Annotated in this window: 14 protein-coding genes; 9 read left to right on the forward strand and 5 right to left on the reverse strand. The window is 41.6% G+C overall.

All coding sequences use genetic code 11. The features are described 5' to 3' along the window. Positions 1-131: 131 nt before the first annotated feature. Together NI389_RS04575 and NI389_RS04580 are read right to left on the reverse strand one after the other, a co-directional pair. On the reverse strand, positions 132-1,619 hold the full coding sequence (locus NI389_RS04575) for a methyl-accepting chemotaxis protein (RefSeq protein WP_308361845.1): 1,488 nt from the start codon (positions 1,617-1,619) through the stop codon (positions 132-134). Then, entirely contained in the window at positions 1,619-2,467 is an 849-nt protein-coding gene (locus NI389_RS04580; protein ID WP_308361846.1) for a transporter substrate-binding domain-containing protein, read from the reverse strand. The genes NI389_RS04575 and NI389_RS04580 overlap by 1 nt, the downstream gene beginning before the upstream one ends. A gap of 475 nt (positions 2,468-2,942) precedes the next feature. On the opposite strand from NI389_RS04580, the gene NI389_RS04585 reads away from it, so the two are divergent. From NI389_RS04585 to NI389_RS04615, 7 genes are all read left to right on the forward strand, one after another. Continuing rightward, entirely contained in the window at positions 2,943-5,078 is a 2,136-nt protein-coding gene (locus tag NI389_RS04585; protein ID WP_308361847.1) for a TonB-dependent siderophore receptor, read from the forward strand. 79 nt (positions 5,079-5,157) lie between these two features. Further along, positions 5,158-6,258: a PepSY-associated TM helix domain-containing protein gene (locus NI389_RS04590; protein WP_308361848.1), complete on the forward strand. Its 1,101-nt coding sequence runs from the start codon at positions 5,158-5,160 to the stop codon at positions 6,256-6,258. Positions 6,259-6,529: 271 nt separating this feature from the next. Next, entirely contained in the window at positions 6,530-6,832 is a 303-nt protein-coding gene (locus tag NI389_RS04595) for a helix-turn-helix domain-containing protein (protein ID WP_308361849.1), read from the forward strand. Beyond that, positions 6,792-6,962 carry a hypothetical protein gene (locus tag NI389_RS04600; protein WP_308361850.1) on the forward strand — a complete coding sequence of 57 codons (171 nt, stop codon included), beginning with the start codon at positions 6,792-6,794 and terminating at the stop codon, positions 6,960-6,962. Before NI389_RS04595 ends, NI389_RS04600 begins: the two co-directional genes overlap by 41 nt. A gap of 15 nt (positions 6,963-6,977) precedes the next feature. Continuing rightward, on the forward strand, positions 6,978-7,616 hold the full coding sequence (locus NI389_RS04605; protein WP_308361851.1) for a hypothetical protein: 639 nt from the start codon (positions 6,978-6,980) through the stop codon (positions 7,614-7,616). Positions 7,617-7,635: 19 nt separating this feature from the next. Continuing rightward, a complete protein-coding gene (locus tag NI389_RS04610) occupies positions 7,636-8,529 on the forward strand; it encodes a helix-turn-helix domain-containing protein (protein ID WP_308361852.1) in 894 nt (297 codons plus the stop codon). 5 nt (positions 8,530-8,534) lie between these two features. After that, positions 8,535-9,428, forward strand: coding sequence for a helix-turn-helix domain-containing protein (locus NI389_RS04615; RefSeq protein ID WP_308361853.1), 894 nt, complete (start codon positions 8,535-8,537; stop codon positions 9,426-9,428). Between the two features lie 317 nt (positions 9,429-9,745). On the opposite strand, the gene NI389_RS04620 is transcribed toward NI389_RS04615, so the two are convergent. Then, on the reverse strand, positions 9,746-11,017 hold the full coding sequence (locus NI389_RS04620; protein WP_308361854.1) for an IS5 family transposase: 1,272 nt from the start codon (positions 11,015-11,017) through the stop codon (positions 9,746-9,748). 551 nt (positions 11,018-11,568) lie between these two features. Between NI389_RS04620 and NI389_RS04625 the strand changes: the two genes are divergently transcribed. Beyond that, positions 11,569-11,874, forward strand: a complete 306-nt coding sequence (locus NI389_RS04625; RefSeq protein WP_308361855.1) for a transcriptional regulator — start codon at positions 11,569-11,571, stop codon at positions 11,872-11,874. Beyond that, positions 11,871-13,124, forward strand: a complete 1,254-nt coding sequence (locus NI389_RS04630; protein WP_308361856.1) for a type II toxin-antitoxin system HipA family toxin — start codon at positions 11,871-11,873, stop codon at positions 13,122-13,124. The genes NI389_RS04625 and NI389_RS04630 overlap by 4 nt, the downstream gene beginning before the upstream one ends. Before the next feature lie 137 nt (positions 13,125-13,261). Here the strand turns inward: NI389_RS04630 and NI389_RS04635 are convergent, their stop codons facing one another. Both NI389_RS04635 and NI389_RS04640 read right to left on the reverse strand, forming a co-directional pair. Beyond that, positions 13,262-13,510 (reverse strand): hypothetical protein, encoded by a 249-nt coding sequence (locus NI389_RS04635; RefSeq protein WP_308361857.1) that lies wholly within the window; start codon positions 13,508-13,510, stop codon positions 13,262-13,264. A gap of 18 nt (positions 13,511-13,528) precedes the next feature. Further along, positions 13,529-13,669 (reverse strand): hypothetical protein, encoded by a 141-nt coding sequence (locus NI389_RS04640; RefSeq protein WP_308361858.1) that lies wholly within the window; start codon positions 13,667-13,669, stop codon positions 13,529-13,531. Between the last annotated feature and the right edge of the window lie 294 nt (positions 13,670-13,963).

Below are 13,963 nucleotides of genomic sequence, written 5' to 3' on the forward strand. Positions count from 1 at the left end.
TGAGTGACCAATCAGTTGTTGCCCTATTCCTCGTTTTCGCCAAGCCAGACTAACGCAAACCCTTTAGGATAGAAGATGCCACCGAGACATTGAGTCATTCGCCCAATCTCTCGAATTAGATTGCCATTGCGCTAGTACTTAAAGAGCCCCAATTTAGTCACGATGCCTTTTTCTAGTTCGTTTAACTGCGCCACCGTTTTCTCGAGTTGTTCAGTTTGCGCACTCAGAGCCCTTGCGCCATGGTTAATTTTCTCCATAGTATTGAGGACTCCTTGCGTGACATGGCTTTGTTCTTCGGAACTCGATGCTACGCGTTCATTCATCAAATTAATTTCATCCACTTGTAGCGCTATCGAGCTGAAGATAGATTGGCTAGTACGGCTGGTTTCCATCACATTGGCGCTCACTTGCTTACTTTGGGATGTGGCTTCCACACACTCAGTGGCATTCTGTTGCAGTGCACTTATGATAGCTTCGATTTCGGTAGTCGATTGGTGTGTTTTGCTTGCCAGTGCACGGACTTCATCTGCAACAACCGCAAACCCTCGTCCTGATTCACCCGCCCGTGCCGCTTCAATTGCGGCATTAAGTGCCAATAAATTAGTCTGCTCTGCAATACTTTTTATCACATCCAGTACTTGGCTAATTTCGGTGCTTCTACGTTCCAGCTGCGCAACAACCGTGGAGGTGTAGTCCAACTTGTCTTCAAGTGCATGTAGCTGGCCATCATTTTCGTTCATGCTTGACGCACCTTGCTTACACAACGTTTGTACTTGCGTTGTTTGATAGGCCGTTTTACTCGCCACTTCAGCAATCTCTTTGGTGGCATCCGTTAATTGTGTTAAAGAATCTGTCGCACTTTCCGTCAAGTCGTATTCTTGTTCAGCCTCCTTTTTCGAATTGAGTGTCGCCTGTTTAACGTGCTGAGCAATGATTTCAAGTTCATGGGACGTTGCACCTAGTCCTTGAATGATTTTCTGGACTTGCTCTATGAATCGATTAAACCCTTGGGTTAAATGACCGATTTCGTCTGACGAGTGATAGTCTATGCGTTGCGTTAGGTCACCTCCACCCGCGGCAAGTTTTTTAACTAGGCTATTTACACTGACAATTGGGTTTACGACCAGCATGCGGATCACTCCAAGGACAACAAACCCAAGCACCGCGAACAATAAACCCAAGGTGATAACCATGGAAAGCAACGCGCTCCTGATACTGTTCGCCAGATTTTGTTTGCTGTAGACAATGGCAATGTGGCCGATATCTTTGTCTTGATAGCGTAAATTCAACTCGTGCACTTGCGCAAACTTCGCTGGCGGCGTTTGATTGTGAATTTCCCCAAGCAGAATGTTACGATGATCGAACACGCTGATTTCAGCAATATCAGGACTGGAGCCAAATGCGTTCAGGATTTGCTCAATCAGCGGTTTATCATATGAAAAAACCGGTTCAGATAAAATAACGTTCACTTGTTCATTCAGTGCCGCTACGTTTGTGTCAAAGCGCGCAATTTCATTTCTCTGCAGTAAAATGTAATTCACGGCGAGAACCGCGATAAACACCACCACCAAGCCAATAGCAAGCGCCATAGATATTTTGTATTGTAGTGACTTCATCATTATTGAACGCCTTCTTCAAGAGGATTAAACCAAAGTTCTTTGCGAGTTAGCGGTGTGTTTGCGCTCAGTGCAGGATTGTCAATGGATAGGATTAATCGTTCACTCAAGTGCGCTTTTGAAAGAACCGTTTTGACTTGATTATCACCAAAAAACATCGCGTTAAATGTGCCATCGTTCACCATCTCGTTAAGTGAGTTTTCGAGTGCAACTGCGAGAGTGGTATTGCCCTTCGATACGAAAAAATACAACGGTGCGGTGTACTTAATCACCAGATAGGGATCCACGGTCAGCCCTAAATCAGCGTGAGACACTATTTCATCCCATGGTTCGTTCACTCCTCTTGGAAAATAGTCAAATCGACCCCCTTCGAGCATAGGAAACAAGTTGGGGTATTTGAGAGTCGTGACCACAGGTAAGTGATTGGCTTTCAATATCGCGGTGTCAGGCCATGTTTTTCCCTGTCCCGCTGAGAATTTTTTAAGGTCATTAAGTGAGTGCACTTGTCTAAAAAGATGCTCATTTTGCTTAGTGACAATCGCCACGCGCATCCCAAGCAAACCTCGAAACAAAGGGATATAGACCGCTTGATATTCTTGTTCAAGCTCTTTTGACGTCATGCTCCACATAACATCCAACTGACCCGTTTTCACGTCATTTAAAATACGTGCATTTGAGATGTCCTTATCGCTTTCATAGGGGTGCGTGTAATTCAGATGCGCTCGTTCGAGCGCCTTTACTAGCAGTTTGTGTGGTAGTGAGTTGTCTTGTGAATAGCTTTGCAACTTTATTGGCTGTGCCGTAACACATAAGCTCATCATTGCCGCAATTAGCGAGAGTATGGTTTTCATAGGCTGTATATTTATTATTCTTTTCAGGGCACGTTACGACTGTTTTGAAGATTGCTCAATGAATTCTTAATTGCATACGTATTCATAAAAATGAAACGCGACCCCCTATTCGATTAAAGGTTATCGCAAGTAAGATAACCCCAGAATTAGAGCGTCATTCTTTAACCGCCAAAAATTGCAAATAGCTAAATAAATCAATTCATTATTAGAAATTTTTTGTTGTTCGTAACACAAAATCGCTTCAAGTTTCGTCATGACCAATTATCGCAGCATCAATTACCACGTCGAAACATTATGCAATTGCCATTTACCGTAAATCTACAACTGATTGAATCTAAAGGAATAGAGACATATTCATTACTGGCACAAGTCGTCCCCAATACAGTACAGATTTTCACCTTCTTTTATTTGCGAATTATTCGCATTTGTATTAGCATGCGCAAAAATCACATAATCAAACTGACTCAGGCTCAATATGACTCATCAAAGATTCAAGTTAAGCGCGCTATTTATTGCAACTTCAGCAATTTTCTCCACTCCTACTTTTGCAGATGAAGCAAAGGATCAAGATATTGAGAAAATCGCGGTGCTTGGCGATAAACCAAGTAATTATTTAGGCATTGAAGCACAGACTGCCTCCAAGCTTGGTATCGCAATTAAGGATACACCGCAATCCGTCCGAGTCGTGACTCGCGCCTTGATGGACGACTTTTCATTAGATGACGTAAATCAAGTACTTGAAACGACCCCAGGCATCTCGGTAGAAAAAATCGAAACGGATCGCACCTATTACAAAGCCAGAGGTTTCGATATCACCAATTTCCAAGTTGATGGTTTAGGTCTTCCACAAGAACGCGGTTCATTGCAAGGTACACTCGACACGGCAATCTACCAACGCGTAGAAGTTGTGATGGGCGCAAATGGCATGATGACAGGCGCAGGCAATCCATCGGCCACCGTAAACTTTATCCGTAAACGCCCAACCGACAATGCCCAAGCAAGCCTATCACTCACGGTGGGCTCTTGGTCAAACCGTCGTATCGATGCCGATGTGTCTGGCCGCATTAATGACGCTGTCGCCGCGAGGGCTGTGGTTGTAAGTCAGGTTCGCGACTCCTATTTGGACCGTTATAGTGTTAACCGGAATGTGTTCTATGGCATCACCGAGTTTAATCTGTCAGAAGACACCACGTTAACCACGAGCATAACCTACCAAAAGAATGATGCGGATAGTCCTCTTTGGGGTGCCTTACCTCTTTTCGATTCAGAAGGTAACGCAACCAATTTAGACGTTTCAACATCCACTGCATCCAATTGGGCATTTTGGAACAACACATCCAAACAAGCCTTTGTAGAACTTGAACACTACCTTGGCGGTGATTGGACCCTTTTCGCGCGTTATGCACATGCGCAAACAGAGCAAGATTCAGAACTGTTCTATGTCTATGGCACACCTGATGCCAAAACGGGTTTGGGATTAACCGGTTATGCAAGTGACTATCAACTAGAAGACAAGCAAAACCTTTTTGATGTATACGCACAAGGCAGCTTCGATCTCTTTGGTCAGAACCACTTGATTGCAGCTGGCGCAAGCCAAGCCAAAATGGCCTACAACGAACAGTCTTTGTACGACTTTACAACAGGCAATGGTTTCCCTGCGATGCCAAACCTCAGCACGTGGGATGGTTATGCGCCGCGCCCCACACTTGTCGATGGTATAACTGGTTCACAAATTGATAGCCGTCAGCGCTCAGAGTATGTGTCTGTTCGCTTTTCCATTCGGGACGATTTGAAACTCCTTACTGGACTTCGCCATACGGATTGGGAAACAGTCGGAGCGGCGTATCAAGTCAACAAAGGACGTGAAGACAGTGACACCACTCACTATTTAGGGGCGATATATACTATTAATGAAGATTTAAACGTGTATGGCTCGTACACTGAAACCTTTGCTCCGCAATTTGAACAAGGCCTTGATGGCAATGCTCTTTCACCGATTGAAGGCGACACACGTGAAATAGGCTTAAAAACCGAGTTTTTCAACGATAACTTGATGTTGAACATCGCCCTTTTTGACGCTGAACAACTGAATATTGCCGTAGCCGACGTCGAAAATTCAACACCCGACAATTCCGTTTACAAGGCAGCACCTGGTATTCAATCGAGAGGTTATGAAATTGAGCTCAGTGGTGATTTAGGGTTTGGCGTAAGTGCAAACCTCGGTTACACCTACACGAATATTGACGTTGCCGATTCCATTGATGCCGGCAACACAGAAGCTGAACTTGTTAAAAACTATACGCCCAAACAAGTATTTAAGCTTGCGGCTAAATACGATGTAGCGGCGTTAGAAGGGTTAACCTTTGGTATGAACATGCGTTGGCAAGATGACATCAGTCGCGTGCAAGTTCAATCACCCCGGGTTGTGACCGAGCAAAAGGCGTATGCCTTAGTCAATTTCATGGCGAGCTATCAAATTTCGCCAACGGTTGACCTTACGTTTAACGCGAACAATGTATTTGACAAAAAATACATTAACTCACTTTATTGGGCGCAAGGTTTCTATGGTGCACCACGTAATTATTCATTAACGCTTAATTGGGCACTGTAATCGTGCCTTAGTTGCACCGTATTTTGCGTGTTATGCCAATCACCGAACTCGGTGGTTGGCTTTTTAAGGACGTCACCGAATGAAAAAAACACTGCACCTTTGGCACCGGTATTTGGGTCTTCTTGTTGCCATTCCTCTTTTAGTCATTTCCCTGACTGGCAGCGTACTTGTGTTCAAAGAAGAAATAGATCACTGGCTAATGCCCGAGTTGGCGAAAGTCGACGCACAAGTGGGTGCCCGCCTTCCCTACGACCAATTACGTACTTTGCTTACGAATCGGTTTCGACATTATGAAATTGGCAGCTGGGAAATCTTTGACGATGGACACACGGCTGACCGCATCTATCTGATAAAACACGGGACACTTGATTGGTATAAGGTCTATCTCGATCAATATCAGGGCACTGTCCGCTCAGAGCCCGTCCCCGTTAATTTCTATCTAACCGACTGGTTGCTAGACCTTCACTATAAATTTCTGATTGGTGAAACTGGACTTTGGATAACCGGAGTAGTCTCAATCATCTTATTGTTTATGGGCATTTCCGGACTCGTGATATATCGACAGTTTTGGAAAAAGTTCTTTAGTTTGCGGCTGAACGTAAAACGCACCGCATTTTTTAGCGATCTTCACAAGCTCACGGGCATTTGGTCAGCTCCTATCCTTTTTGTCCTCGGCTTTACCGGTGCGTATTGGAACATTTCGGAGATAATTCATCATCAATTTGAGCATCATGATGAAGAGAAGGTGGTAACTGGGCCGCTATACAATCAAGCACTTTCACTCGATGCAATGGCAAAAAATGCGCAAACGCAAATGGGGGGATTTAGAGCAACGTATTTACTTTTCCCATTTGAAGAAGGTCGTCAAATTACTTTCTTTGGTGAAGTCGGCAACATTGGCGTGCTTTCAAGTGAATATTCATCGACCGTCACGTTCAACAAGGACACCGGAGCACTTGAACCGAACTTTGATATTCGCGAAGCACCTGTCTTTTTCACGGTGGTTGATAGCTTTCGGAAACTGCATTTTGGTTACTTTGCAGGGTTTCCCAGTAAAATGATTTGGTGCTTAATTGGATTAACACCTCTCATCTTTACGATTACTGGGTGTTACTTATGGCTGAGACGCAGAAAGCCACAACAAAGTCGCAAGCAAGTGCCTTTATCAGCACAAATGTAAACATCATTTTAGCGGCTCGTCCAAGGGCCGCATTCCATGATATTCCCGCACAAACCTCATACTACAATGATTATGTTACAAAAAGAGACACAAGAAGCTTAAAAACTTTTCGCCCTCCTCAAGATATGATATTTTTGTTAACGCTATTTATACACTGTAAATACAGGGATTTAATTTACTTAATTTAATATTTCAAACTTTATAACATCCATTGTTTTAGGTAAGGTAACAATGTAATGCGAAAGTTTGGCGTTTTAGCATTGAGGGAGCCATGCAATCACCCGAAGAGTATGAGGTCACACTTAGGATCCATACCATTATTAAAGAGCTGAAAGCCAGACGAGGCTATACCAAAAAGAAAATCAGTGAGCTGCTGGGGATTGGCTTAACCACGTTAGATGACCACCTCAATGGCACTAGTTCTTTTCGCTTAGGTACACTCATTAAATTTGCTCAGATTAGTCGCACACGTTTAGGCGACATTCTTGAAGGCACAAAAGAATTTGATCAGGAATTAAAAAAGGACACCCAACATGAAGAAGCAATCGAACCTATCAAAAGCCAAAACTCTTAATAATCTCTTATCATCACAAGTATGTGGTGGTTCTGGCGGACACAAAGGTACAGATCCAGCGCAAGTAAATGCCCCCGTAATGGCTGAAATCCCAACGCCTCCGAAAGTAATAGATAAGTTAGGTCTTTAGGCTTGGGAAGGATATATGAATTCACTGAAAAATTTGATTTTACTGGCTATTATATTTGGAGCAATAGGCGCTACCTATCTTTACTCAGACTTGATTTTACTACCTTTTTTTATTTTACTTCTACTTCTGATGGCTACATTCAACAAAGACGAATTTAACTTTACGTATTTAATAAAAGTAATTATTGCGTTCACTATAGTTGAATCACTCCTTGGCCTGACTATATTCAAGTTAATAACACACAAACCCGGCTTCATCCAGAACTCTATAATTTTCACCTCTCATTTGATAATTGACATACTAATCGCATATTTCATTTCAAATAGAAAAAGCATCTGCCTAAAATACATAAAAAACATTTCTATAGAAACTAAAAAGGAAATTTTTGAAAAATCTCTTCTTGATGCACCTCTATTAGGTGTCTATCTTCTATTTTGCATAGTAGATACTTTAGCACTTTTAGAAAATCTTTTGAGGCATTTAGACAAAATTGGCTTTCCGGCTGAGGCGGCTAGTAAATTCAGTGATTTTCAATTTTTATATAATAATTATGAATATATAAAATACGCTTTACTATCATTAGTTTTACTTTTATTTATTTCTCTTTTCATTAGAAAAGCAACCTCAGGATCTCAACTTCTACATCGGAGGTAGATTACAGAAAAAAACTGAAATGCAAACCTGTGAAGAGCTAGAAGTCACACAGCGCGTTCGTGAGATAATCGATGAGCTTAAAGCAAGACGCGGTTACACCAAAAAGCGCGTGTGCGATTTATTGGGCATTGGTCAATCCACCTTAGATGATTATCTTAATGGTAAATCGTCTTTTAAACTCGATACGTTGATCAAGCTCTCTCAAATTAGTCGCTTAAGTCTTTCTGATATCGTTGAAGGGACTAAAAATTATGACCGTCAATTGCACGAAACCAGCGATTTAAAAATCAAGCAACTTATCCGTAAAGGTATCGAGCTGAGCTTTATTGTTCTACTCGGTTCTATGATTGGGGCTAATTTCCTATTGCTAGTCATTCCTCTACTAGTCGTGTTTACCTTTTTATCAAGGAAGGAACCTCACGGCCAACTTTTCTCTGCGTTTATACTTATTCTTTCGGTTTTTGAATTAGGGTTAACCATCCCTTTTGAACGATATATATATGGCCAGTATTCTTCTTTCATACAAAACAGCACGATATTCTCAATCCATTTACTAATGGATATCATTACGTTCGTTTGCATTCGTAATTACCAAACCATCTCTCTATTCATTTTGTATAGAAAGCCTTTAAAGGAACGACTTGTGTACTTCAATACAAGCAGCATACTCAGCCCACTCCTTTTTACTTATCTTATTTTTTGTCTTACCGACGCTATCGCATTAGCAGAAAATTTGATCCGACATTTAGACAAAATCGGCATTAATGACTCTTTTGCAGCTCGATTTTCCCATTGGACTTTCTGGTTCCATCACTATCCAGAGATAAAAACAACGTTAGTCTGTTTTGTTCTTTTCTTACTGTATAGTAATTTGATGCTTCATCGCTCGCCCAAAACAATCTCATTAAGTTAATCACCATGCAAATCCCGGAAGAAATTGAAGTCACACAACGTGTTAGAGAAATTATTGATAACTTAAAAGCCAAACGCGGCTACACGAAGAAACGTGTGTGTGATTTGTTGGGGATTGGTCAATCCACCTTAGACGATTATCTTAATGGCAAGTCGTCTTTTAAACTCGATACGTTGATCAAGCTATCGCAAATTAGTCGTTTAAGTCTTTCGGAGATCGTTGAAGGGACAAAAGAGTATGATTATCAACTGAAGACGTCTGAAGAGTTCAAACTGAAGGAGATTGCACGTAAGGGAATAGAACTTAGTTTAATTATTCTCGTTGCAATGTCTTCTGGCGTTTACTACCTAAGCTTTTTTGTCCTTGCGCTAATCGCGGTTTATTTTTTATCTAAAAAATCCTTAGGATCACAGTTTATTATTTTAACAATTGTCGCATCTACAATTATTGAACTGGGGTTTACTATCCCATTCAAGCTATTCATATACAATCAATATTCAGGATATTTCCAGAACAATACTATATACTCCATACACTTAATAATGGATTCAATTACTCTTACCTGCATTTGGAATTACCAAACTCTTGCATGCTATTTTCATAAATCTAGATCGTTAAAAGAAATACTGTCTCTTTTTGACAAATGCCATATTCACGCCCCGATGATAGTAGTCTATTTTGCTTTTTGCTTTGTCGACATTGCAGCTATTGTAGAAAATCAAATCCGAAATATGGAAAGACTTGGGCTTGACGAAACGTTGGCCTCTCAGTTTTATCATTGGCAATTTATTTACGACTACTATGCAACTGTCAAAGTTACGCTGATTTGTTGCACGGCTTTTTTACTCATCAGTAACCTGTCCATTATTAAATCAACTCAAAAGCGAGCCTCTGCGTAAGCAGTACCCATAGTCAGCTGGTGCAATTTTGCACCAGCGAGATTCAAAAACACTCCACGACGAACCTGAATGTCTTTGTTAATTTGTATTTGGCGACTACAGAACAACAATCGGGAGACTACAACAATGAGTTTGCTTCTTAAAATAACATCTGCAATTACGGTATTAATATGGAGCACGACAACGCGATGTGCTGAATCAGAAAAGCAAGCAATTGCCTCGCTGTTTACCAACTATATGGCTAAATAGTCGATTCTGAAAATCTCAACTGAGATTTCCAGATAACCGAGTGTTTTAGGTGACAACCGTCAATTTATCTAACCCATTAATTCTGTCTCATGCTGACTTTCGCGCTCCAAAGGCATAATGAACCAGCATAAAATCCAGACGTAAAAAAACCTCAATAGGCTTAGGATTTTTCTCAAGTTTTGCCCGACACCCGCGAAGATTGCGTTTAATTTATCGCCCAATATGCCTCTCAAGCGGTTTAATCCCAAGTGGCCATCATTTTTCATGTGTCCGATGATGGGTTCTATGCCATTGCAGCGCTTGAGTTTTTTCTTACTCGCAGGTGTCACGCCGCGTTTTTGACCTGCAATAAAGACCTCGTAGCGCTCTGCCATATGACCCCGATAACCTCGGTCTACAAAGCAGGTAAACGGATGCACGTTGGCGACGTCTTCGACTATCCTCAAGGTGCGATACAAGGTGTCACCGTCATAAGGGTTACCGTGCATCGCATGACAGCACTGTATAAACTGTTCTTTCACCGTCGTTGCCACGCTGACCTTCACCCCAAACTCGTACGGTTTTGCACTTTTGCCTTTTGCTATGCATTCAACGTGTGGCTCATGCAGTGAGTACAGCTTCGATTTACTGAATTTATCTTGTTTTAACAGTGTTTCAGCTTGCCGGAGTTGAACGACCATCGCCGCTGAAGGGTCGGTATCTAACTTACGAAGAATGTCGCGGAACACACGGCCAAGATACGACTTTTGTTTTTTCAACGCCTTACGCATCCGCTTGTATTGTTTGGCATACGCATAGCGACTGACTGAGTTTGCGACCTTCACACCTGCTCTCGCATAGCTTTGTCGCAGTGTGATACCTGCGTGTTTGGCAAGGTCGACTAGTTTTTTCCAGCATCGTTCAAGCAGTTTACTGTCGGTTGGAAAGCTGATGTTCTTGTCCATCACGGTGCTATCCACCACCACTTCGCGCAAACTACTTTCTTTTACCGCGCCGACTTTTAGTCCGACATCGACGGTGAGCGACAACATTAATTCCGTACCTTGCTCGCCAATTCGCTTGCAAAAACGCACCATAGAACTTGGGTCACACGGCATATGATGGGTAAAAAACTGCATCCCAAAAAAATACTGCCAATAGGGATTTTCACACCACATGGCGACGGCTTTTTCATCCGAAAGCTTATGAATTTGTTTAAGATATTCCAATCCAGCCAGTAATCGAATCGGTTTTCCCAACGCGCCACTATCTGCACTGTAAAGTTGACCAAATTCGGCTTCTAAACGCTGCCAATCAATGGTGTGGGCCAACTTAACGAGTTCATGGTTACAAAGAATCATTGAACATCTCACTAGGCAACAAACTAGTTATGGTCCAATTAAATGATTTAAGTGGTCCAGCTTAAAACTATAACTGTCCCTATATAAAAGATCCCACTGGTTAAAAAGATCAGAATATGGATGTGCAAAATATCGGTCCTTTGAACCAAAGAAATTAGCAGGTTAAACCATTGATGATAATAACCTGAACCACTTAAATCATCATGATGAACCACCTAGTAAATAGCAGTTTCGTAGACTAACAAAGAGCTTAATGCTAAAGATACAAGAGGAAGGTTGCTTGCAAACTATTCGGCTGATGCAAGTATCGCACTGGTGAGTATCATACTGTTCAATTCGATACTTTTAAAAGCACAGTTCTTGAAAGGAGCAACTGCTGTTAACTACCACCTAAAAGGGATAATTATCCATATTAAAGCGCGTTTAACAGGATAATTATCCCTAGACAAAGCAGTAAGCTTAAAACTCAAACTTGAATAACTTTATTTTTAAGGGATAATTATCCGCATTAATGGGCAATTAACGGGATAATAATCCCTAGTGAGTTAAGCATGACAAGTGTAGCAGGCCACAAAAAGCTGTTTCCAAAGCAAAAGAAGATCCTTACTACGTTTGGTGAAGACTTATTTCTCGCCATGAAACGCCGAGAATTCACCAAGTCATTGGTAGCAGAGCGGACAGGGTTAGACCCTAAAACCATCACTAAAGTATTCAACGGCGACCCAGGTGTTGCTATAGGCACGTACTTAAAAGTGATGGCGGTGTTTGGCATGGAAAGTAATTTTGCAGATATGGCTGGGCACGATGAGTTGGGAAGTAAACTTCAAGACTTGAAGTTATTGGAGAAAAAGCGATGAGTCGAGTAACGACTGAAGTTTATGCTTCTTGGTTTCCAATAAAAGAACCTATTTTAGCTGGCCACCTTTTATTTCAGGAAACATCACGAGGTGGCGTATTTAGCTTTGAATACGATAAAGCATTCTTAACATCTCCGTTTCGCATGCAGCTTGACCCGTCACTGACATTAACTTCTGGCGAGCATTACAACGATAGAAGTGATAAGAATTTCCGCGTGTTTTTAGACTCTTGCCCAGACCGTTGGGGCGAGTTATTAATGAAGCGGCGTGCAGCTCTCGATTTTAAAAATGGCCACAGAGAGACCGCCAGAATGACAGCCATGGATTATTTACTTGGCGTTCATGACTCATATCGAATGGGCGGTTTACGATTCAAAACAAAGTCAGAAGGCAATTTCTTAGATGATAATGCTGAGTATGCTGCACCGTCCATGGCGTCACTTAAACAACTAGAATATGCCTCAATGATGATCGAAAACGATGAAAACATTGATAGCGACGAGTATTACCGTTGGCTAAGCATGCTTATTGCGCCAGGCTCCTCATTAGGTGGTGCTCGGCCTAAAGCATGTGTGCATGATGATAACAATGATTTATGGATAGCCAAGTTTCCCAATAGTAACGACACGACAGATGTCGGCGCTTGGGAAATGGTCTGCCATAAGTTAGCCCTTGATTCTGGCATTGATATGTATCCATGTGACATTCAAAAGTTTAACTCTACTCATCACACTTTTATTACTAAACGATTTGACCGAGATAGAGGCCAACGAATACACTTTTCATCAGCCATGACGCAGCTTCAGTACTATGACGGCAGAGGTGAAACAGAAGATGCAAGTTATCTAGAGCTAGCAGAGTTCCTAACCGTAAATGGCTCCCAAACTCAAAAAGATTTAGCGCAGTTGTGGCGCCGTATTGTGTTTAATATTGCGGTATCTAATACCGATGACCATTTACGTAATCACGGCTTCTTGCTAACCAAAAAAGGATGGGCACTGTCACCTGCTTATGATTTAAACCCGTCTATTGATAAGACCGGCTTACACCTAAACATAGATGACATGTCAAATGAGCTAGATTATGGTTTGGCATTTAGTGTGGCTGATTACTTTAACTTGAAAGAATCGGAGGCTAAGAAAATCTATGACGAAGTGATGCTCTCAGTGAATAACTGGGAAGCGATAGCGTCAGATATTGGTATTAGCAGGCAAGAGCAGCTTGGAATGCAAGAAGCATTTAGAGTTTAGAATATTCACAATACTGGTTTTCGAGTTCAAACATTGCATGAGCAGAAAATAGTCATAGATTTCCTTCGTGCGCAACTATCTATATAAAAAAGTAGATAGTTGCGCGTGAAGCGCTCTAGGTGAAACTATCTTTAGATTTACCATCGAGCATAAATAAGAGAGTCGATGTGCCGATAGGTATCTCGCATATTTTCTATGCTGCCTTCAAGCAGCATATCGATAGGCCTTCTTCCTTTAAACTGGCCATTATAGTTTTTCAGCGACATAAAGTTATCGACATTGGCTTGGTTGTTAAATGACATTCGAATCAATTGATAGATGTTTAGAATGTAGCTTAATCGCGTTTGTTGGTCGCGACTAAGCCGAGCTTTCTCTGGCGTTTTCATATAGCGGCCAAGTGTACTTTAGGGAATGGCCAATACGATGGACATTTGAGAGCGGCTACATGACCAAGACTCCATGATCCTGATAACAGCTTTGAATGCCGAAGGCGTAGCATCTGCTAGCATTTCTTTTGTTGGCGCTTTCAAGTCGCGTTGTTCCATGTTTTTTTCTGTCCAATAAGTAGCTAAATATTCATAAGTATAGCTTCAGCTTGACGTTAATAAATGTAAAAGCTGAGTATGTTGATATGGTAGTTATGGTTTGGTTTTCGACGTTTTTGGGGGTGTTTATGGTTTGGATTTCGACGTTTTTGACTCGTTTTATGGGTTGGATTTCAACATATTCGTTTAACAAATGGTTAATTTACAAATAAATTTATCATCAACATTATGACACGAGGCTGTACAGAAAAGATCGTGCAAAATGCAAGACTTGACCCTACCGGCTTTATTATA

This window comes from Pseudoalteromonas xiamenensis (assembly GCF_030994125.1).
In the GTDB taxonomy this organism is placed as follows: Bacteria; Pseudomonadota; Gammaproteobacteria; order Enterobacterales; family Alteromonadaceae; genus Pseudoalteromonas; species Pseudoalteromonas xiamenensis_B.

Bases quoted from the DNA above. Each gene is read 5' to 3' on its own strand.
- NI389_RS04630 (WP_308361856.1), top strand. From the start codon at position 11,871: ATGAGTCGAGTAACGACTGAAGTTTATGCTTCTTGGTTTCCAATAAAA.
- NI389_RS04590 (WP_308361848.1), top strand. From the start codon at position 5,158: ATGAAAAAAACACTGCACCTTTGGCACCGGTATTTGGGTCTTCTTGTT.
- NI389_RS04575 (WP_308361845.1), bottom strand. From the start codon at position 1,619: ATGATGAAGTCACTACAATACAAAATATCTATGGCGCTTGCTATTGGC.
- NI389_RS04635 (WP_308361857.1), bottom strand. From the start codon at position 13,510: ATGAAAACGCCAGAGAAAGCTCGGCTTAGTCGCGACCAACAAACGCGA.
- NI389_RS04620 (WP_308361854.1), bottom strand. From the start codon at position 11,017: ATGATTCTTTGTAACCATGAACTCGTTAAGTTGGCCCACACCATTGAT.
- NI389_RS04640 (WP_308361858.1), bottom strand. From the start codon at position 13,669: ATGGAACAACGCGACTTGAAAGCGCCAACAAAAGAAATGCTAGCAGAT.
- NI389_RS04610 (WP_308361852.1), top strand. From the start codon at position 7,636: ATGCAAACCTGTGAAGAGCTAGAAGTCACACAGCGCGTTCGTGAGATA.
- NI389_RS04600 (WP_308361850.1), top strand. From the start codon at position 6,792: ATGAAGAAGCAATCGAACCTATCAAAAGCCAAAACTCTTAATAATCTC.
- NI389_RS04595 (WP_308361849.1), top strand. From the start codon at position 6,530: ATGCAATCACCCGAAGAGTATGAGGTCACACTTAGGATCCATACCATT.
- NI389_RS04625 (WP_308361855.1), top strand. From the start codon at position 11,569: ATGACAAGTGTAGCAGGCCACAAAAAGCTGTTTCCAAAGCAAAAGAAG.
- NI389_RS04615 (WP_308361853.1), top strand. From the start codon at position 8,535: ATGCAAATCCCGGAAGAAATTGAAGTCACACAACGTGTTAGAGAAATT.
- NI389_RS04580 (WP_308361846.1), bottom strand. From the start codon at position 2,467: ATGAAAACCATACTCTCGCTAATTGCGGCAATGATGAGCTTATGTGTT.
- NI389_RS04585 (WP_308361847.1), top strand. From the start codon at position 2,943: ATGACTCATCAAAGATTCAAGTTAAGCGCGCTATTTATTGCAACTTCA.
- NI389_RS04605 (WP_308361851.1), top strand. From the start codon at position 6,978: ATGAATTCACTGAAAAATTTGATTTTACTGGCTATTATATTTGGAGCA.